This is a genomic window from Variovorax sp. YR634 (assembly GCF_900106655.1).
In the GTDB taxonomy this organism is placed as follows: domain Bacteria; phylum Pseudomonadota; class Gammaproteobacteria; order Burkholderiales; family Burkholderiaceae_C; genus Variovorax.
The window spans coordinates 41,053-60,519 of sequence record NZ_FNOL01000029.1; the positions used below are offsets into that span (position 1 = coordinate 41,053).

General features: G+C 63.9%; 20 protein-coding genes. 5 read left to right on the forward strand and 15 right to left on the reverse strand.

The features are described from left to right. Positions 1 to 46: 46 nt before the first annotated feature. From BLV60_RS30600 to BLV60_RS30610, 3 genes are read right to left on the reverse strand one after another with little or no spacing between them, the layout of a single operon-like run. Entirely contained in the window at positions 47 to 1,882 is a 1,836-nt protein-coding gene (locus tag BLV60_RS30600) for a sensor histidine kinase (protein ID WP_093059069.1), read from the reverse strand. Next, on the reverse strand, positions 1,879 to 3,066 hold the full coding sequence (locus tag BLV60_RS30605) for a PrsW family intramembrane metalloprotease (RefSeq protein ID WP_093059070.1): 1,188 nt from the start codon (positions 3,064 to 3,066) through the stop codon (positions 1,879 to 1,881). Before BLV60_RS30605 ends, BLV60_RS30600 begins: the two co-directional genes overlap by 4 nt. Beyond that, positions 3,063 to 3,623, reverse strand: coding sequence for a hypothetical protein (locus BLV60_RS30610; protein ID WP_093059071.1), 561 nt, complete (start codon positions 3,621 to 3,623; stop codon positions 3,063 to 3,065). Before BLV60_RS30610 ends, BLV60_RS30605 begins: the two co-directional genes overlap by 4 nt. A gap of 96 nt (positions 3,624 to 3,719) precedes the next feature. On the opposite strand from BLV60_RS30610, the gene BLV60_RS30615 reads away from it, so the two are divergent. Continuing rightward, positions 3,720 to 4,637 (forward strand): protein NO VEIN domain-containing protein, encoded by a 918-nt coding sequence (locus tag BLV60_RS30615; RefSeq protein WP_093059072.1) that lies wholly within the window; start codon positions 3,720 to 3,722, stop codon positions 4,635 to 4,637. A gap of 20 nt (positions 4,638 to 4,657) precedes the next feature. Here the strand turns inward: BLV60_RS30615 and BLV60_RS30620 are convergent, their stop codons facing one another. The 4 genes from BLV60_RS30620 to BLV60_RS30635 all read right to left on the reverse strand — a co-directional run bounded on the left by BLV60_RS30620 (position 4,658) and on the right by BLV60_RS30635 (position 7,956). Next, positions 4,658 to 5,776, reverse strand: a complete 1,119-nt coding sequence (locus tag BLV60_RS30620) for a DKNYY domain-containing protein (RefSeq protein ID WP_176929015.1) — start codon at positions 5,774 to 5,776, stop codon at positions 4,658 to 4,660. Between the two features lie 60 nt (positions 5,777 to 5,836). Next, positions 5,837 to 6,331, reverse strand: coding sequence for a hypothetical protein (locus BLV60_RS30625; RefSeq protein WP_093059074.1), 495 nt, complete (start codon positions 6,329 to 6,331; stop codon positions 5,837 to 5,839). Positions 6,332 to 6,347: 16 nt separating this feature from the next. Beyond that, positions 6,348 to 7,505 carry a DUF1963 domain-containing protein gene (locus BLV60_RS30630; RefSeq protein ID WP_093059075.1) on the reverse strand — a complete coding sequence of 386 codons (1,158 nt, stop codon included), beginning with the start codon at positions 7,503 to 7,505 and terminating at the stop codon, positions 6,348 to 6,350. Positions 7,506 to 7,644: 139 nt separating this feature from the next. Further along, a complete protein-coding gene (locus tag BLV60_RS30635) occupies positions 7,645 to 7,956 on the reverse strand; it encodes a hypothetical protein (protein WP_093059076.1) in 312 nt (103 codons plus the stop codon). A gap of 291 nt (positions 7,957 to 8,247) precedes the next feature. Here BLV60_RS30635 and BLV60_RS30640 point away from each other — a divergent pair, with 291 nt between their 5' ends. Both BLV60_RS30640 and BLV60_RS30645 read left to right on the forward strand, forming a co-directional pair. Then, a complete protein-coding gene (locus tag BLV60_RS30640; RefSeq protein WP_093059077.1) occupies positions 8,248 to 9,585 on the forward strand; it encodes a glycosyltransferase family 2 protein in 1,338 nt (445 codons plus the stop codon). Further along, positions 9,582 to 10,538 carry a porin family protein gene (locus tag BLV60_RS30645; protein ID WP_093059078.1) on the forward strand — a complete coding sequence of 319 codons (957 nt, stop codon included), beginning with the start codon at positions 9,582 to 9,584 and terminating at the stop codon, positions 10,536 to 10,538. The genes BLV60_RS30640 and BLV60_RS30645 overlap by 4 nt, the downstream gene beginning before the upstream one ends. Positions 10,539 to 10,577: 39 nt before the next feature. Here BLV60_RS30645 and BLV60_RS30650 read toward each other — a convergent pair whose 3' ends face one another. The 5 genes from BLV60_RS30650 to BLV60_RS30670 form a co-directional block, all read right to left on the reverse strand. After that, entirely contained in the window at positions 10,578 to 11,702 is a 1,125-nt protein-coding gene (locus tag BLV60_RS30650; RefSeq protein ID WP_093059079.1) for a 3-deoxy-7-phosphoheptulonate synthase, read from the reverse strand. A 46-nt stretch (positions 11,703 to 11,748) separates the two neighbouring features. Continuing rightward, positions 11,749 to 12,174 (reverse strand): SgcJ/EcaC family oxidoreductase, encoded by a 426-nt coding sequence (locus BLV60_RS30655; RefSeq protein ID WP_256329647.1) that lies wholly within the window; start codon positions 12,172 to 12,174, stop codon positions 11,749 to 11,751. Positions 12,175 to 12,454: 280 nt separating this feature from the next. Beyond that, entirely contained in the window at positions 12,455 to 12,790 is a 336-nt protein-coding gene (gene yidD, locus BLV60_RS34885; RefSeq protein WP_093059081.1) for a membrane protein insertion efficiency factor YidD, read from the reverse strand. A 351-nt stretch (positions 12,791 to 13,141) separates the two neighbouring features. After that, on the reverse strand, positions 13,142 to 13,342 hold the full coding sequence (locus BLV60_RS30665; protein WP_093059082.1) for a hypothetical protein: 201 nt from the start codon (positions 13,340 to 13,342) through the stop codon (positions 13,142 to 13,144). 51 nt (positions 13,343 to 13,393) lie between these two features. Continuing rightward, the gene (locus BLV60_RS30670) at positions 13,394 to 13,666 is read right to left on the reverse strand and encodes a DUF4242 domain-containing protein (RefSeq protein ID WP_093059083.1); all 273 of its coding nucleotides are present in this window, start codon (positions 13,664 to 13,666) and stop codon (positions 13,394 to 13,396) included. A 131-nt stretch (positions 13,667 to 13,797) separates the two neighbouring features. On the opposite strand from BLV60_RS30670, the gene BLV60_RS30675 reads away from it, so the two are divergent. Next, on the forward strand, positions 13,798 to 14,748 hold the full coding sequence (locus BLV60_RS30675; protein WP_093059084.1) for an AraC family transcriptional regulator: 951 nt from the start codon (positions 13,798 to 13,800) through the stop codon (positions 14,746 to 14,748). Here BLV60_RS30675 and BLV60_RS30680 read toward each other — a convergent pair. The 3 genes from BLV60_RS30680 to BLV60_RS30690 form a co-directional block, all read right to left on the reverse strand. After that, positions 14,699 to 15,415 carry a serine hydrolase domain-containing protein gene (locus tag BLV60_RS30680; RefSeq protein WP_176929010.1) on the reverse strand — a complete coding sequence of 239 codons (717 nt, stop codon included), beginning with the start codon at positions 15,413 to 15,415 and terminating at the stop codon, positions 14,699 to 14,701. The genes BLV60_RS30675 and BLV60_RS30680 overlap by 50 nt on opposite strands. Positions 15,416 to 15,474: 59 nt before the next feature. After that, a complete protein-coding gene (locus tag BLV60_RS30685; RefSeq protein WP_093059086.1) occupies positions 15,475 to 16,404 on the reverse strand; it encodes an alpha/beta hydrolase in 930 nt (309 codons plus the stop codon). A 78-nt stretch (positions 16,405 to 16,482) separates the two neighbouring features. Then, positions 16,483 to 18,336, reverse strand: coding sequence for a tannase/feruloyl esterase family alpha/beta hydrolase (locus tag BLV60_RS30690; RefSeq protein ID WP_093059087.1), 1,854 nt, complete (start codon positions 18,334 to 18,336; stop codon positions 16,483 to 16,485). Between the two features lie 195 nt (positions 18,337 to 18,531). Here BLV60_RS30690 and BLV60_RS30695 point away from each other — a divergent pair, with 195 nt between their 5' ends. After that, entirely contained in the window at positions 18,532 to 19,419 is an 888-nt protein-coding gene (locus BLV60_RS30695; protein ID WP_093059088.1) for a helix-turn-helix domain-containing protein, read from the forward strand. Positions 19,420 to 19,467: the final 48 nt, after the last annotated feature.

The window sequence follows — 19,467 nt, forward strand, 5'->3', positions numbered from 1 at the left end:
TGCTCTGAAGCGAAAGGGAGGGGGCGTGTAGCCCGCCTCCCTTTTTTCATTTGCCGGCTGCTGTCGCGGCTGGCACGGGCAGTCGCAGGCGCAGGCTGGTCTCTCCGGGCTTAGAGCGCACCGTGAGTGCGCCACCCAGCGCGGCGGCGCGCGTGTGCATGTTCGTCAGTCCCTTGCCCGCGAACTTGGCTTCTGCATCGAAGCCGCGGCCGTTGTCGCGCAACTCGATCTCGATGATTTCGCCGGTGCTGGCGGGCACCAGTCTCGCGCCGAGGCTGGCCCGCGTCGCCTGCGCGTGCGCCATCAGGTTGGCGAACGCCTCGAACAGCAGCATCTGCGTCTGATGAGACTCGCGCACGCTCCAGCCCGTCATCAGCGGCAGGGGGCCCACGTCCCAGTGCAGCTCGATGCCGGCAGCCTGCAGGCGCGGCCCCAGGCGGTAGCGCACGCTGCCGAGGGCCGAGGCAACGTCGCCCTCGCAGCCATGCATGGCGTCCACCGTGAGCTTGAGCTGGTCCACCGCGTCGCGCAGGTGCAGCGCCACATCGCCGAGGGCCGTTCCTGGTTGCTGGGTCATCTGCAGCAGCCCGACCAGCTGCCCACCGAGACCATCGTGCAGGTCCTGCGTCAGGCGCTGGCGTTCTTCCAGCGCGCCGCGCGCTTTTTCTCCTTCCCGCTCGCGGGCGAAGGAGGCTTCCAGGGCGGCGTTGCGCTCTGCGAGCTCAGCTTCCAGCGAGGCGTTCATTGCCGCCATCGCCCGGGCGTCCTTGCGCATGCGCTCGGCGATGACCCATGCCAGCGTGATGGCGAAGCCAACCCAGGCGAAGCGGATCCACGGCACCATCGCGTAGGCCTCCGGCGATGTGCGCATCACCCAGACGTCGCGTGCGCCGCACAGCACGACCAGCACCACGGCCACGCCCAGCACGCGGTGTTCCAGCACGGCACTGCGCAGCGCCACGCGCACCACGACGACCATCATTGCCAGTGCGGCCAGCAGGCCCAGCGACCGCCACAGCGGCATCAGCCACAGCAAAGGCACCATGATGCCCAGCACGGCCGCAACCGGTGCCAGCCAGGCCATCAGGCCCAGCAGGCGTGCCAGGCGGGTGTCGTCGCGTCCCACCACGGCCAGGGCGAAGCGGCACAGCAGCGGCACCGCCGCCTGGAACGCAGCCAGCGGCAGCACACCCCACCAGGGCCAGGGCAGCGGCACATGCGTGAACAGCACGCGCGCCGTCTGCACGGACCACAACAACTCTCCCAGGCCGTAGTAGAGGTAGATCGGTTCGCGCTGTCGCAGCCACACCAGCAGCGACAGCGCTCCCAGCACGCCACTCACGATGGCAATGAAGCGTCCGCCGCTGACATGCCAGAACAGGGCGTTTTCGTACAACGGAAGAACCTCGGCCTTGCTGCCGACCACCACCGGCGACAGCCCTCCCTGCCTTGCAGCCTGCGCCGCGATGACGACTTCAACGCGATGCGGCGACGTCGAGCCCGAGGCCGGCAGCACGAAGTACTGCGGCGCAACGGAGGCATCGTCGTAGGGGCCCGGCGGGAAGGCGCCGAATCGGGCCAGTTCCTGGCCGTTCACCAGCACACGAAAACTGTTGCCCAGGCGCGGCACGAACAGCGCCAGCGGCGCGGCAGGGTCGGCCACCGGTATGTCGAACGCGAACCGCGCCTCGCCGTCGACTGCGCCTTGCCGCTGATCCCAGTCATAGGGCAGTGCGACGGACTGCGGCTGCGGTGCCTGTGCTGGAGCCTGACCGCGCAAGGCCAGCGTGAGCTGCGCCTGCTCGATGAGCGTGACTGCCCGCGAAGGAGCGCTCCATCCGGCTCCCAACACCGCGAGCATCAGCAACAGCAGCGCCCTCATGCTTTCGCCCCGATGAGCGGATCCAGCTCCGCGCGCAGCCGCCGTATGGCCACTTCATGCCGCAGCGTTTGCGCCCCGCGTCCGTAGGTGCCGGCCTTGCGGATCAGCCGTAGTTGCTCGCGCTGCAGCTGCGTCTTCAGGCGCCTTGCTTTCCAGCCGAAGGTCCATCCCATCTCCCTGCGGACCTTGTAGCGCTGCATGGGCGCGCCCAGGCGAACCCATTCGTCGTCGCGGATCAACTCGCGCTCCGGCACGAACCAGGCTGCGAGGGCATGCAGGTATGTGCCGTTCTCGCGAACGGCAACCCGCCAGAAGAGCCCTGCCGCGATGACAACGGGAATGCCCTTGACGATCAGCAGTACGGCCATCTCGCCGTATCCACCATCGAAGAGGTCTTCCAGAAACGGCGCGTTCCACACGAAGTGCATGGCCCACGCAAGGCCGAAGCACAGCAGCGCGCAGGCAATCCGCATCACCATCGGCCGCTCCGGGTGGAGCAGGAACCATGCAACGCCGAAGGACGCGATCGTCGTGTAGGCCGCGTGGCTCCACAGCCCGCTCAGCAGCCCGCGCGTCAGCAGGTTCAGAAGCACCGGATACACCTGGTTTTCGAGCGGAAAGTGCATGGACGAATTGACGGTGTAGCTCAGGTTTTCGATCACCTGAAAACCCAGCCCCGCCATCGCACCGACGATCAGCACCGAGAGATAAGTCTGAAACTGGTTGCGCGCGACCAGCACCAGCAGGATGACGCCGGCAAGCTTCAGGAATTCTTCCGTGATCGGCCCCGCAATCGCCGCCCCCCAGACCGCGACGAACTCCGGCGACACCAGCTTCGCGCACAGGCTCTGAATGGCGATGTTGGCCGGCGCGGCGAAGTAGACAGCGCCCATTCCGCCCCACGCAAAGGCCAGCACATAAGCCTCTGGCGGATGCTGCTCGAGCAAGTCCAGCGTGCGAAACGCCTGGAAGAACGCAAGGGAGTAGAGCCCCCACACCAGCAGCCCCAGAAACGCGGTAACGGGCACCACGCGGAACCCCATCGAGAACATGCTGACCGTGTAGAACAGGCCGTTGACGATCAGCGCCGTCAGCACCCAGAACGCGGCGCGCTGCGGCTGGAAGAATGAATCGGTGCCAACCGGCCAGCCCGCGTCGTCCTGCTCGAAGGCGGGCGAACTCATTGCGGCGCCTCCAGGTCCATCGAGTCCAGCATGCGCCGCGCTTCCGTCAGCGCATCGTCCATGCCGTCGTTGGAGCCGTAGAAGTCGATCTGCACCAGAGACTTGCGCCGCAGGTCGACCACCTGCCAGAACCGGCCGGCCAGCTTTGAGCCGTAGTAAGCGAAAGTCTTGCCCTGCAGGCCCCAGGAAGTGACGAAGTCGGACGCGTCGCCCTCGATGCTCAGGCGCTGGCCGCGTTCCATCAGCCGCTGCTGCCGTATCAGGGGGCCGTCGGGTCCGCCCACCCACGGGCCCGTGGTCACCAGGAACTTGTGGCCGCCCTTGAACAGCATCAGCGACTTGCCTGCCTTCGAGCGCGACACGTCCATCTCCCATCCGTCGGCGGGAATGAACCGGGCCTGGCCGACATCTATCGTCTCCCCCACGGGCAACGGTCTGCTGCCCGAGGTATGGCGGTCCCAGAATGTCAGGCCGCCCACGTAGACGGCAATGGCGAGAAGCACCGCGAGCGCGCCCGGCCAGGTGCGATACGGTATTCGGCGTGAGGGCTCGTTCATCCTTTGATCCTGCCATACGATCGCGCCTGTCCCGGTGGGCGCGGCAAGCGATGCGGCATACTCCCACCCCCCTCAAACTCACCAGAATTCCACTGAATGGACAAGGAAGTCGAACCCCACGTACTCGCCGTCATCGACGAAATGCGGCTCAAAGGACCACGGCTCACGCCGGTCGAGATCGTCGCCAAGATGGGTGTGTTCGACGCGCGGGACAAGCCATTCGACCAGGCCTGGCTGGCGACCGGCGACAACGTCATCGCCACCATCTGGGGCGAGTTCGTGAGCGTCGGTTCGGGCGGGCGCTGGTTCTGCATCGAGTCGCTCGATACGCAGCATCGCGTTGGCGGCGGCCCGCGCAACGCGCAGCAGGTGCAGCGCGCCAAGGACCGGCTTGCGTTGCTCAAGCGCACCTTCGACGCAGGCCAGGGCTTCCGTGCCGTGCTGCAGACCAACCGCATCGCCATCGCCGAGCTGGAGAGCAACAAGGACGCCAAGGTTTCCACCCGCGTGCGCGACGACGACGAATGGCACGTCGCCACCTGGGAGCCCGAGAAAAAGCTCGCGGTGCTGGTGCGCGGCCCGCGCGGCTGGGTTCCGACCGAGGCCGACCTGCAAGCCGCGAAGGCGCGCGGCAGCGTGCCGAAGGTGGCCGAGCCCGCAGCAGCAGTCGCAACCGGCCAGGCTTCGCCCGAGGAAGTGCACGCAGCCGCCATCGAGTACGTGACGAAGCACTTCACCGGCTATGGCTACAAGGCCGAGAACGTGATCGCCCAGAACATCGGCTTCGACCTCGAAGTCTCGAACGCCAAGGGGCAGACGCTCCTGCGCGTCGTGGTGAAGGGCACGGCGCCCGGGGTGTCCAGCTTCAAGCTCAGCAGCGAAGAGAGCGCGTGTTCGGTGCGCGAGCCGCTGTGGCGCCTGCTGGTGGTGACGGATGCGGGCAGCGGGGTAGCGCAGCACAAGATCTACAAGCCGACCGAGATCAGCTCGGCGCCGGGTTACGACCCGTCGTAAACAGCGAGCAAGACGGCCTCCTAGGGCGACGGGCCTTTGTTGCCCGCCGCTTCGCCCGCAAGCTGGTGCCACCACCAGCCGCCGAGATCGGGCCGCGCCTCGAAGAATGGGCGCCAATCCTCGATCCATTCTTGCGGGTCGCACAGCTCGGCCCCAACGTAGACGCGGTAGCGATCCGTGGCTGCGTGGCCTCGCACGCGGCCGGGCACATGCGGCTCGCCAGGACCGGGAACGGTGAAGGTGGCCGCATCCGCGCCTTCGATCACCTTTTTCTCGTCAAGAAACCACACGGTCGTGCCGTCGGTCGCATAGCCGTGGCCCAGGTCGCGGAAGTTTTCCGGCCTGGCACCCTTCAGGCGGGTTCCGTAGAAATAGACAGCTTCACGATCACGAGCGATGTGGCTGATGTCATGCAGCTCATCGCGCGTACCGTCGCGGTAGTTGAGCCGTATCTCCGGCACGATCTCGAAGGCCTCCGGGCTCTTCGTACGGATCGCCTTGGCGGTGATGTAGTAGGCGCGCTCCCTGTCGTGCGCGTAACGAAGGTTCAGTGCCTTGAAAGTCGCGTGATCCGCGCCTTCGACAACGTACCAATAGAAGGTCGGCCTGGATCCGAACTCGCCCTGTCCATAAATGCGACGCCTGTCGCGCAGCCAGCGCCCGCCAACGGGCTCGAAGCTCCCGGCATCCACTTCCAGCACCTCGCCGCTGCGATCGGTGAGCGGCTTGCCGTCGAAGTAGACCGTGCGCCCGTCGTGCGTGTAGCAGCACAGGGTCGCTTCGGGATGCGGGGCGATGCAGGTGATCGGCCAGTCGCAACCAGCGAAAGGGCCGATGCGTGGATTGCGTCGCACGGCTTCACGGACATGCCATGTCGAGCGCAGATCGGGCTCGTCTCCCGGCTTCAGGTTCCACCGCGGCGCCAGAACGAGCCGCAGTATCTCGGCATCACCCAGCCCCCCGAAGTAGCTGCGCCTCTGGCTTTCACCATAGGTGTAGGGAAACCATCGATAGGTCTCGCGCAGCCGCTCCCATTGCGCGGGGCTCAGGCCGATCAGCGGCAGCACTTCTTCGGGTGTGCGGCCGGTCGCCAGGAACAGGTTCGCGGCCTCGAAGGTGTCGTAGGGAATGACGGGCACGGCGCCGTCGCCTATTCGGAGATCAGATCGCTCGGTCACGGCGTTTCCTCAATCGCTGCGTCACTTGCCGCTTGCCGATCCGAGCTTGGGCCGTAGCGCCTCGATCATTGCATCGAGATTTCTCGGCGTAACCTGCCAGCGCAGGGGATCGTCGTATTCGAAATCCGCACGGACTCGCCACGTGTTCCGGTTGAACTGGAAGAGCATCTTGATGATGCCCTTGTCATCTTTCTGGCGCAGCCATTCGCGATACGCCTTTACCTCACGTGCGACGGCGTCATCGAGAAAGGTTGCCGCGTGGGCCTTGCCTTGGGCGTCGTAGGCGTATCCATAGCTCTCGTTGACGTCGCCGTCGGAATCGATCGCGAAGATCGCCGAAACCTCGACCCAGTCGACGCCCTGGAGCCTGCCGCTGTTCACGATCGCGCGGGCGATGGCGCCCATCAGTTGCATGTTTTCCGACACGGGCTTTGCGGGTGCCGGCGGGGACAGCCCAAGCATGGCGAGAGGCATTGCCATGAGTCTCAAGAACAGGCGCTTCTTGCTGTCAGCCATCCTGCCTCCGTGGTGCTCAGGTCGACTGGTAGGTATCGCGCACACGATCGAACCGGCGTTGCGCGAGGTCTTCGTCGCGGATCATGAGGAAATGGTTGCCGTCGCCACTGGCTACGGAATCCGATCGACGGGCGCCGGCATGGTATTCACCGCCGTACGAAAACAGGTGCCGCCATAGCGTCTGGCCGGGCACTGCGATGTGCCCGCCCGGCGGGTCCACGTCATCTTCGGCGTGGCCCTGGATGTCGTCGGGCCAGCCGCCTAGCCGATCGCCGAAGTTGCCGCCGTGCGCGGTGTCGCCTGGAGGCAGGTGGGGCGACAGCTGCAGCGGGTCTGCCCCCTGGAACCAGGCCCAGATCGCCTTGCTGCTGTGCTGCGGCAGGGCCGTCTTCCAGTGATGCGGCACGCTGAGGCCGGAATGCGGCAGCAGCCGGTCGGCCATCGGCAGACGGGACCAGGCTTCTTCGGGGCTTGCAGGATGGCCGTAGGAAGACCAGCGGTCGTTCCAGCGCTGGAGCTCGACGGGCCATTCGCGGCGCCGCAGCGCGGTCGGCCGTGCGTCGTGCCAGTACACGTGGTGAAGCGGCGTCTTGCCATCGTCGTCGCGCATCGCGTCCATGAAGATGAAGAGCACGCCGCTGCGCGGCAGCTTCGGATCGAAGCCGGGGAGCGCGGACAGTTGGCCCAGGTCGAGCTGCGCGATGAAGGCGAGCGGAAATTCGGTCTGCAGTGCGGCCATGCGAGCCTGCAGCCACGCGATGCGGCTCGCATCGACCTTTGGGTCGCGCCGCTTGGTGCCTGGCAGTGCGTCGCGCATGAGCGCCAAGTCTTTCTCGGTGGCGCCGCTGGCGCGCATCGTTTGCAGCAGCCCTTCGACATCGCTTGCGGACATCGACGGCTTGGGGGGCCGGATGTCCTCGATCTGCTTGCGAAGCTGCGCCAGATGTCGCTCGGGCGCGGCCAGCGCGGGGCGCATGGGCCACGGCGCATCGGGTGGAAGGTCGGGGTTGCCGGCCATCTTGCTGGTGCCGACGGGCAGCGTGTCGTCCTTCTCCTGGCGGCGAACGAACATCACCACGGGCCGCACCGAGGCCTCGATGCGCCGGGCGTAGTCGCTCAGCCCGGCCTTGCGCAGCGATTCGCGCAGGGCCTGGGTATCAGCAAACACGGGCATGCATCAGGACTGCTCGGGCATGCTGGGCCACTTGCTGTACGCAAGCCGCCAGAGCACAGTGCTCCATCGAAAAACTACCCATCTTCATTCGCTCCTTGCGCGTTGGATCGCCAGTGCTGGCAGGAAGGCACCGCCAGACTCAAAGACCGTTGGCCTCGCCACCGGGCAGATCGAAGGAGTCGGGTCTCGGGAATCTCTTGTCGGGCTTGGGAACTGCGCGCCTGTGAATGGATGCGAAACTTGCGCAGCAGGCCGCCCCGATCACAGGAATCAACCACACCAGAGCCAGCTGGAGTCGTCGCTGCAGTGGCGAATAAAAGTCGCTGCGCAACACGACGACCGTTGCGGTCAGGTTGCCTGCGAGCACTGCGATGGCAATGAAGGCGAGTACGAAGTACACATGTCTGGGCAACGTGGCCTCCCCAAGAGCTTTCGAGGGGAATGTAGCCATGGGCGAATGCAGGCGTCAACCGCTCGCATTGGTCTGATGCATCACCATGCAACGAGCGGTTGTCGAAGCGGTGCGATCCGATGAGCCCCCAGCGCTGCGACGCGTTTGCGTGCGATCGATTGACATCGCGCAAGGTCTCCGCAGCCTGCCTCAGATACAAATAGAAGCCTTCATCGGAGCCGGGCGGGCATGGTTCCTTGACTAATGGTTGTTGGAGTGCATCAAAAGGTGTAAATAGACTGTTCGGAGCGTTTCATAAGTGTTACGTTTCCCGAAACTATCGAGGGTGATATGAACGAAGATGGCCAAAAAGCGCCGCGATCAAGGATTTATCTGCCGGTATCGGGGAAATTCCTTATTGCATTGATTGGCGCAATTGCCTGGATGGGGTTTTCAATATGGGCAGCCGAACTCTGGCTGGCCGATTTAAAATACCACGTCGGCACCGCGCTGGCCATTTTTCTGGTCTATGGCATTGCCATTATTCCGGGCTTCATGAATGCATTCATGGCCATAAGCCTGCTTTTGGACAAGAGGCCGTCGCATCCTTCTTTGTCCGCTTATCCTGCGATATCCATGCTGGTCGCCGCGTACAACGAGGAAGCCTCCATCGAGGAAACTCTTGTCAGCATCGACCGGCAAAATTACCCTGGCCCTCTGCAGGTCATCGTTATCAATGACGGCTCCACCGACGGCACTTCTCTTGTTGTCCAGCGCGTCCAGAATCGATATCCATGGCTTACCTTCGTCGATCTGAAAAAGAACGGAGGCAAGGCCCGCGCCCTCAACATCGGGTTCAAGGAAGTTCTGCACAATCTGGTCGTCACGGTTGATGCCGATTCTTTCCTGTATCGAGGCGCGCTGGCCAGTATTGTCGAGCGCTATCTGGCTGACCCGCCCAATACGAGGGCCGTCGCGGGAAAAATCCTGGTTCGAAACTCACGGCAGAACTGGATTACCCGTTGCCAGGAGTGGGACTATTTCCACGGCATTGCTGCAATCAAGCGGGTGCAATCGCTGTTTCAGGGCACCTTGGTTGCGCAAGGTGCATTTTCTGTCTACGACCGGGCCGCGCTGGTGGAGGTTGGCGGGTGGCCTGAGTGCGTGGGAGAAGACATCGTGCTCACGTGGGCCCTGCTGAAAGCCGGCTATCGGGTTGGCCACTGCGAGGACGCGTGCCTGTTCACCAATGTGCCCAGCACCCTCAAGCAACTTGTCAAGCAGCGCCAGCGATGGGCGCGTGGCATGACGGAGGCCTTTATCAAGCACCCCGGAATTCTCCTGAAGCCCCGCTTGTCGACATTCTTCATTTACTGGAACCTGCTCTTTCCGTGGCTGGACCTGGCATTCACCATCGGATTCATACCAGGGTTGGCAATGGCCCTTTTCGGCTACTACTGGATTGTGGGTCCGATGACTCTCGCGCTGATACCGGCTGCTTTCGCATTGAGCCTTCTGATGTTCTTGATCGAGCGCCGGACGTTCAAGAAAACAGGGTTGGTCGTGCGCAAGAATGTCCAGGGCTTCTTTTTCTACGTATTGCTATATAGCCTGTTGCTGCAGCCAGCCAGTGTTCTCGGATATCTGGATGAACTGTTCAGAAGGCCTAAATCCTGGGGGACAAAATGATCGACGCGCTGAAATATTTTGCCGCCGTTGCTTCGGGATTTGTTTTTCTGGCTTCCTCCTGCGAAGGGGCGGAGGAAAAAAGCCCGGAGAAAACAGCCGACATGGCTTTCGGCTCAGAGTTCTATGTGACCAACGACAGCGATAATTTTCAATCGCGACGAGTGTCGGTCGAGTTTTTTCCTGCTTTTGAAAATGCCGATCGCTTTCTCGGATTCCGGCTCGGCGATTATCAATACCGTCAAAATAACTGGCAAAGAGCCGGAAAGAAAATCTCATTTCTGGCCCGCTCGATCGAAACCAGAACCGGCGATGGAGGGGCAATGGAAGCCGGCCTGTTCGAGCAGGGAGGGCACACGCTGCTGACGCTCGACGGCAGCTACCGCATGTCGCCGACAAAGAGCACGGCGGTGGAGTTTCTTGTGACGCGCGACTGGGTGGAAACCCCGAAATCCCTGGACCGCGGAATCGATTTTTCATTTGTCGGGGTTGCCGTGGATCAAGGGCTTGGAAGCCATGTGACCCTGGTGGGGCTGCTGGGACAGCAGTTTTTTTCCGACAGCAATCGACGTGACCACGCCCGCCTGCGGCTGATTTATCAACCGTCGCTCGATCTGGGGCTGACCTTGCAAGCGCGCTATCGAACGTACCGGAGCAGTCATGAGGACGTGGACAGGGCCTATTTCAATCCGAAGAACTACAGCGAGTCGATGCTGGCGGTCGGCTGGCGGCATCGTTTCCAGGGATGGACTGCCGCTCTGACGGCAGGGCTTGGCAACGAGACGATCAATCACGACTTGAATCAGCCAACAAGATTGCTGGACCTGAGTCTGCAAAGCCCAGTCAGAGGATCGCAGGTCTTTCGCTTTGGCGCCGGCTACAGCCGCAGCACTACCTTCTCGGGCCCCAGCTACACGTATCGGTATCTGCGCGGCGAGTGGGTGATACTTTTCTGAGGTCAAGGCGCCCGCAGGCGAGCGGGCACCCCCGCAGCCTCACGCCTTCGACAGGCGCCGCCGAGCCTTCACCGCCGAAGCCAGCCCCTCGAGCACCGGTACCGTCTGGGCAAAGCCGATGCAGGCATCGGTGATCGACACGCCGTGCTTCAGCGCAACGCCGGGCTTCAGGTCTTGCCGTCCTTCCTCGAGATGGCTCTCGATCATGATGCCCGTGATGCGCCGCTCGCCAGCCGCGATTTGCGCCGCCACGTCTTCGGCGACCACGATCTGCCGCTGATGCTGCTTGCTGCTGTTGCCGTGCGAGACATCGATCATGACCTGCGGCCGCAGGCCGTTCGCCAGCAATGCTTCGCAGCTGGAGGCGACATCCGCGGCCGAATAGTTGGGAGCCTTGCCGCCGCGCAGGATCACATGGCAGTCGTCGTTGCCGCGCGTCTCGAAGATCGCCGCCATGCCCATCTTGGTCATGCCCATGAAGGCGTGCGGTGCGCGCGCCGCAAGAATGGCGTCGGCCGCGACCTTCACGCTGCCGTCCGTGCCGTTCTTGAAGCCGACCGGGCAGCTCAGGCCTGACGCCAGTTGCCGATGGCTCTGGCTCTCGGTGGTGCGCGCTCCAATGGCACCCCAGGCGATCAGGTCGGCAATGAACTGCGGGCTCAAGAGGTCGAGAAACTCCGTGCCGGTCGGCAGGCCCAGGGTCGTCAGTTCGAGCAGCAGGCGCCGCGCGCGCTCCAGCCCTTCGTTGATTGCGAAACTGCCGTCCAGGTGCGGGTCGTTGATGTAGCCCTTCCAGCCCACGGTGGTGCGCGGCTTTTCGAAATAGGCACGCATCACGATCAGCAGGTCGTCCTGCAGGGAGTCGGCGACCTTCTTCAAACGCTGTGCGTATTCGATGGCCTGGTCGTGGTCATGGATGGAGCATGGACCGACCACCACCACCAGCCGGTCGTCGCGATCGTGCAGCACGTCGGCGATGGCCTTGCGGCTGCCTTCGACCAGCGCCAGCGTGTTGTCGCGCACGGGCACGCGCTCCTGCAGCAGGGCAGGGGTGATGAGCGGACGAACTGCGCCGATGCGCACGTCGTCGATCCGGGTGGTGTCGAGCGTGCTGTCGCGGGAGCCGATTTCGGCGTCGTGGAGGGGGTCGTCGAGGCGGGGCATGGTGTGGCTGTGAAGTCGAATGGAGCTTCTTCGATTGTCTGCTTGATCAGGAACCCCGCTCGTCCCTCAACACGGCTGCTCCAGTGCGAGGATTCGTCAAGGTGACGTTCTCGAGCGCCTTGATTCGCCACTCGCCAGCCTGCCGCGTCAGCACGGCAAGGATCAGCGTGTCGACGGCGTGCGGGCCCGCCGGGTGAGCCGCACCGGCCGTGAGGCGGCTCCAGAAGTGAATGATTGCCGCGCCATCGCTGATGGCGACCACGTCGATCAGCTCGTTCTCGAGCGTGGAATCGCTGTAGATGGTCGCGTGGATGGGCGCGTGCAGCTTGACGATTTCCTCGACGCCGCGCACGTAGTGCCCGAACCGGTTCACGAATGTCGCGTCCTCATGGAACAGCGCTCCGAGGGACTCCATGTCGTGGTTGTTCCAGGCGGCTTGAAACGCGTGGGGCGCGTCTTCGGGTTGTCTCATTTGAATCATGTGGATTCTCACAAGTGTCTATGCAGGGCACCCGGCGTTTGCCTTGGGCGTCTACTGCCAGGCGGCCAGGGCAAATTCTGCCCCACCCCGGAATGGCCACTCATGCGCGCCCGGATGCCGATTGCGTGAGATGGGGCTTCGTTGCGTGCGAAGCTCGCCACGAATAGCAGGTGGTCAGATCGGAGATGAGCTCTGCATCGAGGCAGGCCAGAATCGAAGTGCACTTAACGTAGAACACATTGCATCTATCTGGTTCTGGCTGCAAGTTCGTCTAGCCAGGCCAGCACGCGCAGCATGCCCAGCACCCCGACATTTTCTTCGCACCCCAACGGGACCAAAGTGGGCAGGCTTCCGCGGGTGCTTCCGGCGGCGTAGCGGCTGCCTGCACTTGAGAGTTCGAGAGGGTCTGCGCCGAGGCAGCACAGGCACTGAAGCGCCGCAGGATGACCAGAACGCCGCCCCTCATCCCGAGACGGGCAATGGCCCGCTTTGCGAACTGCGAACACGAAGCTCCGCCCGTCAGCACCCGATGAGCGCAACTGAAGCCCTTGTATGGCGATATGAACCGTTGGTATCCGTCAATCGCAGCCAGGGCAATGCGTTTCATGGTGGCTCGTTGAGGTTGTGCGCCAGGTGTCTGGTCGTGTTCGTCGGAGACTCACAGAAATTCCGTTACTGAACCGGAGGTCCGATGGTTCTTGTGCTGTCCCGATAGTCATCCACCCCCAAACTTCTGTCGCGAAGGTGATGGGAAAGGGGCCTTCAGCCATTGCAGTGAACGGCTCTTTCCCCTTGTGCCTGACAACGATCTCTCCATTGCGCCATGCATTGAAACCATGGAGAAACATGAGGGCTCCGGTGAAGAGAGCACCTGCGACGCAAAGGAACAGCTTGAGAAATCGCACAAACATTCTTCTTCTGGCCGGCAAGATGAATGTTGGGTATTGGCCGATTGGCACTACCAGAACAGGCCCAAGAATTTGATCGTCTTTTCGAAGAGGGCATCCGAAAGCACGGCGCTCACGGCAATACACGCGCAGCCGGCCAGCCCAAGTGTCCAGAGGCCGGCCGGCTCGCCCCAATGCCACATCAAGCCACCGACGATGGCCAGGACTGCGCCAAACGAAAAGAAGAAAATTCGACCTTGCCGGGTAGTCATTCGTGGCGGAATTCTGCTTGTTCCGCTTGATCTCCACCAGAGGCTTCAACTTTACTCGGCTGTGGCCGGGTCGATGACGCTGTACACCCGGTCCACCCGGTTGGCCGGAAAGCCGCCGAGCTCGGCATGCCGGCGCACGAGGTCCTCGTCGGTCGCCTGGTAGACGCAATAGATCCGATCGCCCGTCACGTAGCTGTGGATCCATTGGATGTCGGTGCCCATGCTGCTGAGGACGCCGCAGGACTTTTGCGAGATGGCCTTCAGGTCGGATGGCGTGAGCTTGCCGGCGCCGGGGATGTCTCTTTCGATTACGAACTTGGGCATATTAATACTCCTGTTTGTAGAATCGGCCAAAAGCGACCAGGCCCCATGGTGCCGAACCGATAGGCCCGTGGTTTGACCGCCCCTCCGGAGTTATTGACCGAAACCCCGGCCTTGCTGCTCGAGAGGTGACTATGGACGTGCTGTCGGACGTGCTGCGGACCATCCGGCTGGAGGGCGCCCTGTTCCTGAACGGAGACATGCGCGCGCCCTGGTGCTTCAACGTTCCCAAGAGCTCGGACATGGCCCAGGTGCTCAAGCCCGGCGCTCCACGCCTTGCCATCTGCCATCTGGTGCTGCAGGGGCAGTGCTGGGCGCAACTCCAGGGGGCAGAGCCGATTCGCGTGAACGCCGGCGAAGTCATCGCCGTGCCGCACGGCGATCCGCATGTCCTGGGGAGCCACCTGCGCCACGCAGCCGTGGACGTCGAACATGTCGTGCGCCCGCAGGTGCCCGCGGTGCAACGCATTCGCTACGGCGGCGATGGCGATCGCACGGTGCTCGTGTGCAGTTGGCTCACGTACGAAGGCGATGCGCCAAACCCCGTCATGTCCAACCTTCCGGGCCTCTTCATCACGGCGCTGCGCAGCAGGCCGGCGGGGCCGTGGATCGAGCAATCCGTCAGTTTTGTGCTGGGCGACGCAGCCGCGCGAGCGCCCGGCTCGGAGTTGCTGGTCGCCAAGGTGGCCGAGTTGCTGTTCGCGGAAGTGGTGCGGGGCTATATCGAGTCCATGCCCGCCAACAACCCCGGCTGGCTGGCCGGCCTGCGCGACCCCCACGTGGGCCGCTGCCTGGCGCTGATGCACGGCGAGCCCGCACGCGCGTGGACGGTGGAGGCACTGGCGCAGGAATCCCACATCTCGCGCAGCGTGCTGGCGGACCGCTTCACAGAGCTGGTGGGCGCGCCGCCCATGCACTACCTGGCGCACTGGCGCATGATCCTGGCCGCAGGCATGTTGCGCAGAGACCAGGTCAACCTTGCGCGCATCGCCGAGGGCGTCGGCTACGAGTCGGAAGCGGCCTTCAACCGCGCCTTCAAGCGAGAGTACGGCGTGTCACCAGGGGTTTGGCGGCACAACGGTTAGCCCGCTGTATCGCCGCCTGCTTTTGCAGTTGTTGATCGTCCGTCGCCTTGATCTTTGATGTCGTCGAGGTCTCGATCCAATCTCTGGAAACGATTTGGCGGTCATTCCAGCGACCGCCCGCAAGGACAAGCTGGCCGATCTTCGCCATGTCGCGCGGTCTCATGCGCAATCCGCCTCCGGCATCGGTATCGCCCTTGACCCGGCTCCACTCGAAGTCGGTAATGCCCAGAGGCTTGAGCAACTCTGTTCGGGCAAATTCGTCGAGAGGGCGTCCCGTAGCCTTGCGGACAATGACAGACACGAGGGTGAGCGCGCCGGTGTTGTAGAAGAACTCCTGGTTTGGCGGCGCAGTTGGCGTCAGACCGAGGACGTAGCGGGGCGGATCCATCGCCCTGTGCATGCGCGACTCGTCGTTGTTCTCTCCGGTGGCTGGAGTTGCCTCGACCCACGCCAGACCCATCGTCATTGGGAGCGCGTGCAGCAATTGAAGTCGATCCTTCTCTGGCGTCCGCAAATCCGCGCACTCGGGAAAGAAGTCAAAGACAGGCTCGTTGATGCTGTGGATCAGCCCCTGATCGATCGCGATCCCGACGGTGAGCGACGCAACGCTTTTGGAAGCCGACTTCACGTCGTGCCGGGTGTCCGCATTGAAGACGACATCTTTCACCCGACTGCCGAAAAAGAGGTCCGGGACCTCGGGAAGCCCGGCTTCCCGGACCTTCCCGCTCAGCGCAAGGTGGCAATGAACTCGATGGTGGCATCGCTCAGCGCGTGATCGGCGGTGTGCACGGCCTGTATCTCGGATAGGTGCGTGTGGCCGCGAAGCTCCAGCAGCGGAGGGCAGCGGCCGGCCTGGCACAGCGCCTCATGCGCCTTCAGTACCTGGCGCTGGAAGTCCTCAGGGTCCAGCTCGGCGAAGGCCAGCAGCAGGGGCACGTCCAGGGTGCTCAAGCCGGGCATGGGTGACTGCTCGGCGTAGCGCGATGCGTCGTGCCCGAAGTAGTTCTGGATGACCTTCAGCACCGTCGGGTCCGACATGTTCATGTCGAACAGCGGCAGGGGCGACACCAGAATTGCACCGACCACGCCGCCGTGCGGTGCGACGTGGAACTGCGGGTGTCCCAGGTATTGGGCGATGTGGGTCGCGCCGGCCGAGTGGCCCATCAGCACGATGCGCGAGGCGTCGCCGCCGTACGTACCGATGTTCTGGCGCACCCAGCGCAGCGCGGCTGCGAGGTCTCTTTGCGCCGCCGGCCATGTGTCCTGCGGTGCCAGGCGGTATGTGATGTTGACGCCCACCATGCCTTGCTCGGCCGCCCACAGCATGACGTTGTCGTAGAACGGGCTGTCGCCCATGCGGCGATCGCCGCTGACGAAGCCCCCGCCATGCACGAACACCAGGACCGTGCGCGGCGCCACACCCGCGGTTGGGGTGAACACGTCGAGCAGGTGGCGCGCGTTGGGCCCGTAGGCCAGCGAACGCTCCACCTTCACACCGGCGTAGGGCTCGCGCGGATGCAGCGGCGCGTAGAGGCGGGCGGTGCCCATCGGCTCGATGGCGCGGCCCATCTGCCGCAGCGACGCCTCGATGGCCGGCGGCACCTGCGAGGCTAGTGGCTTGCTGGATGCACTGGACGTGCTCGACGTGGGATTCATGGAACAGGCGGCGATGAGAGGTAGCAAAAGGGAGGTCGCGAGGTGGCGCATGGCTTGTAGTGGCGGCAACGACGCCCGTCACTGGCAGTTGTAGCTGGCCGCCGCGCGAATGTCTCCGCTCACGTAGGTCGGCGCCTTCGGGTATGCGCAGATGGCACCGCTGGTGCCACTCGCCGTGCCAATGCTCAGCTTGTCGGCCGGCGCGATGCCCTTTTCAACCCAGTCGGTCAGCAAGGTGTAGTTGAACGCGTCGCTGGGAATGGGCGGGTTGGCCGACGGATTGGTGGTGCCGTTCATCGGGAAGTGGCCCATGCCCGGCACCAGGTAGAACTTGTAGAAGCTCTGCACGTTGGCCAGGCCGCCTGTCGCGGAGAGCACGCGGTTGTAGTAGTTGATGAATCCGTTGTATGGAATGAGGTTGTCCGCCGCGCCGTATATCGTGATCAGCTTGCCGCCGCGGGCCTTGAACTTCGACAGGTCGGGTTCGTCGGTGTTGATGTTGGCGAATGCCGCCTGCAGTGCCACGCCCCGGTCCTGCGCGTTGGCAAGCTGGGCGTACGACAGGTTCTTCCAGCGGTCGGCGCCGTTGCCGGTTGCGTTGATGAACGACGGCGTTGCAAGGGTCGGGTCTTGCAGTTCCAGCGCGACGAGGTCGGTGGCAATCGTTGTCGGCGTGGTGGGCCCGAAGATGTTGCCGAAGTTCGGAATCGGCGAGGTGCCAATGCTGGAGCCGCGCGGATAGCCGTACCACCGATGGTTGCCAGACAGCGCGAGTTCATAGCCGGTGTCCACCGACGGCGAGGGCGCGGTGCCGTCGAGTGTCATGCCGTACCAGACCTTGTTCATCGCACTGGCCTGGAGCAGCGTCACGCAGCTTGCGGTGGCGTTGGTTCCCGGCCCCTCGCCGATGCACAGCACGCTCGCATCGGTGGTGGGGTCGTAGGTGCACTTCGAAGGATCGAGCAGGTAGCCCAGGTGCTGGCCGCCCACCAGGTCGCAGGCCGAGATGGCTGCATTCGACACGGCATTGACCTGCGCCGTCGTCATGCCCACGCCGCCCAGGTCACGCTGCGTGACGATCTGGCCGTACAGCATGGCGGTGATGAAGCGGCTCCAGTTCACGGACGGCGAGGTGGCGATGATGCCGTCGAAATCCTCCGGATAAAGCTGCGCCTGCTTCATGCCCTGGCGCCCACCGGTGGAGCCGCCTTGCCAGTAGGTGTACTTGGGTGCGGTGCCGTAGTAGGCCTGCGCCAGCGCCTTGGCCTTGACCGTCATCTCGTGGATGCCGCGCTGCGAGAACTCGTCCCAGCCCACCGTGTTGATGGTGCCGTCGGGGTTCATCAGAAAGTTGGAGTTCGAGTCCGGATGCCCCGTGTCGGTCGTGGCCGAGACAGCGCCTTCGGTGCCCGCGACGTCCCACGGGTTGACACCCACGCCGGGGGAGAACACGTCCAGCTTGACCTGCGGGCCGCCGGCCATGCCGCCGCCGCCCAGCAAGTGCACACGCTGGTTCCATGCTGTCTTTGCGGGCAGCCAGACTTCGATGCCAATGCCGGGCGTGGTGGACGGAGCGCCGGCCGGGCCTGCGTGGCCCGGTCCCACGAGCAGCTTGACCACGCACACGTCGCCGGGCGCCGGCACAGCCCCGGTCGGCGGTGCGGCGGCGATGCTGTCACCCTTCTTCAGCGACTTGACCAGCAAGACGGTGGTGTTGGCATCGGGTTTGAAGGCGGTCTTCATCGAATCGTCGCAGGCCAGTGGTGCCACGGCAGCGGGCGGAGTGCTGCCGTCGTTGCCGCTGCTGCCACCACTGATGCCGCCGACGATACCGCCGCTGTCACTGCTGCCGCCACAGGCAACGACCGCACCCGCCACGAGGGCGGTGCCGCCGACCAGAGTCACCCACCACGAGACCGAACTAGCTGTCATGTCTTTTCCTTTTCTCATGAATAGTTAATATGTCAACATTGCAGCAGCGTAGAAGGGCACTGTCTTGTACGGATGGCTCGGCTTTGTACAAATGGATCGCCCGACAGTGCGAATCCGGGAAAACGACATTGGGGAGCGCCCGGCACCTCATGACCATGGACATACAACTTTGCGACGCATCTACTTGCCCGCTTTATGACCACCCGCCCAAGCAGGCCCCCGGAGCCGGGCTCCGCCGCCCCCGACAACATGCTCAGCCCCGCCTTGCTGAGCCGTTGGCAGGGCCTGCCGCTGGGTTGGTTCACCACGCCGGCCGGCGTCTGGAAAACCCGGTTCGTCGCTCCGCACGGTGCATTGGCCCTGCTCGACACCGGCTGCATGCGCACCCGCTTCCGGATCGGCGACAGGACCCGGGACATAGACGTGCACTCGGGAGGCTTTGGCCTCTTCGGTGCCGGCATCGAAGTCGGAGTGGAACAAGCCGCAGCCTTCGATGCCCGGCGCATCCTGCTGGAGATCGACACCGACGCGCTCGTGCGACGCGGCCTGTGCGACGACGAACTGGCTCAGCCGCTACAGCACTGCCAGTTCTTCGACGACGCGCCGCTGGCCGCCGTGCTGCGGCAGATGCTGCACGAGGTCCGCGAAGGCTGCCCCAACGGAGCGCTGTTCGCCGAGTCACTTTCGTTGGGTGTGGCGCTGCACTTGCGCCGCACACGCGCGGTCAAGGCAGGTGGTGCTGGCGAGCGCGGCAAGCTTGACCCGTGGCAGTGGGCACGATTGGAAGAGTTGGTCGATCACTCGCTGGCAAGCGACCTGTCGCTGACCGCGCTGGCGGCGGCAGTCGGCCTCAGCAAGCCGCACTTCGTGCGCATGTTTCGCAACACCACCGGCATATCGCCCCATCGCTACGTGATGCAAAAGCGTGCGGAGCGCGCTCTCCACCTGATGCAGTGTTCATCGTTGCCGTTGGCGGACATTGCCTTGGAAGTCGGCTTCGCGAATCAGGGGCATCTGAACCGCGTGTTCCTTCACCGATATGGCATGACTCCCGGCGAGGCGCGACGGCAGGCCAGGAGGTAGGGCTCCGTTGCCAGGAGCTCCCTCAATTATTCTTGCCCCATCAAAGGT

Excerpts from the sequence above, each read along its gene's own strand:
- BLV60_RS30600 (WP_093059069.1), bottom strand. The coding sequence starts at position 1,882 with ATGAGGGCGCTGCTGTTGCTGATGCTCGCGGTGTTGGGAGCCGGATGG.
- BLV60_RS30605 (WP_093059070.1), bottom strand. The coding sequence starts at position 3,066 with ATGAGTTCGCCCGCCTTCGAGCAGGACGACGCGGGCTGGCCGGTTGGC.
- BLV60_RS30610 (WP_093059071.1), bottom strand. The coding sequence starts at position 3,623 with ATGAACGAGCCCTCACGCCGAATACCGTATCGCACCTGGCCGGGCGCG.
- BLV60_RS30615 (WP_093059072.1), top strand. The coding sequence starts at position 3,720 with ATGGACAAGGAAGTCGAACCCCACGTACTCGCCGTCATCGACGAAATG.
- BLV60_RS30625 (WP_093059074.1), bottom strand. The coding sequence starts at position 6,331 with ATGGCTGACAGCAAGAAGCGCCTGTTCTTGAGACTCATGGCAATGCCT.
- BLV60_RS30630 (WP_093059075.1), bottom strand. The coding sequence starts at position 7,505 with ATGCCCGTGTTTGCTGATACCCAGGCCCTGCGCGAATCGCTGCGCAAG.
- BLV60_RS30635 (WP_093059076.1), bottom strand. The coding sequence starts at position 7,956 with ATGGCTACATTCCCCTCGAAAGCTCTTGGGGAGGCCACGTTGCCCAGA.
- BLV60_RS30640 (WP_093059077.1), top strand. The coding sequence starts at position 8,248 with ATGAACGAAGATGGCCAAAAAGCGCCGCGATCAAGGATTTATCTGCCG.
- BLV60_RS30645 (WP_093059078.1), top strand. The coding sequence starts at position 9,582 with ATGATCGACGCGCTGAAATATTTTGCCGCCGTTGCTTCGGGATTTGTT.
- BLV60_RS30650 (WP_093059079.1), bottom strand. The coding sequence starts at position 11,702 with ATGCCCCGCCTCGACGACCCCCTCCACGACGCCGAAATCGGCTCCCGC.
- BLV60_RS30655 (WP_256329647.1), bottom strand. The coding sequence starts at position 12,174 with ATGAGACAACCCGAAGACGCGCCCCACGCGTTTCAAGCCGCCTGGAAC.
- yidD (WP_093059081.1), bottom strand. The coding sequence starts at position 12,790 with ATGAAACGCATTGCCCTGGCTGCGATTGACGGATACCAACGGTTCATA.
- BLV60_RS30665 (WP_093059082.1), bottom strand. The coding sequence starts at position 13,342 with ATGACTACCCGGCAAGGTCGAATTTTCTTCTTTTCGTTTGGCGCAGTC.
- BLV60_RS30670 (WP_093059083.1), bottom strand. The coding sequence starts at position 13,666 with ATGCCCAAGTTCGTAATCGAAAGAGACATCCCCGGCGCCGGCAAGCTC.
- BLV60_RS30675 (WP_093059084.1), top strand. The coding sequence starts at position 13,798 with ATGGACGTGCTGTCGGACGTGCTGCGGACCATCCGGCTGGAGGGCGCC.
- BLV60_RS30685 (WP_093059086.1), bottom strand. The coding sequence starts at position 16,404 with ATGAATCCCACGTCGAGCACGTCCAGTGCATCCAGCAAGCCACTAGCC.
- BLV60_RS30690 (WP_093059087.1), bottom strand. The coding sequence starts at position 18,336 with ATGACAGCTAGTTCGGTCTCGTGGTGGGTGACTCTGGTCGGCGGCACC.
- BLV60_RS30695 (WP_093059088.1), top strand. The coding sequence starts at position 18,532 with ATGACCACCCGCCCAAGCAGGCCCCCGGAGCCGGGCTCCGCCGCCCCC.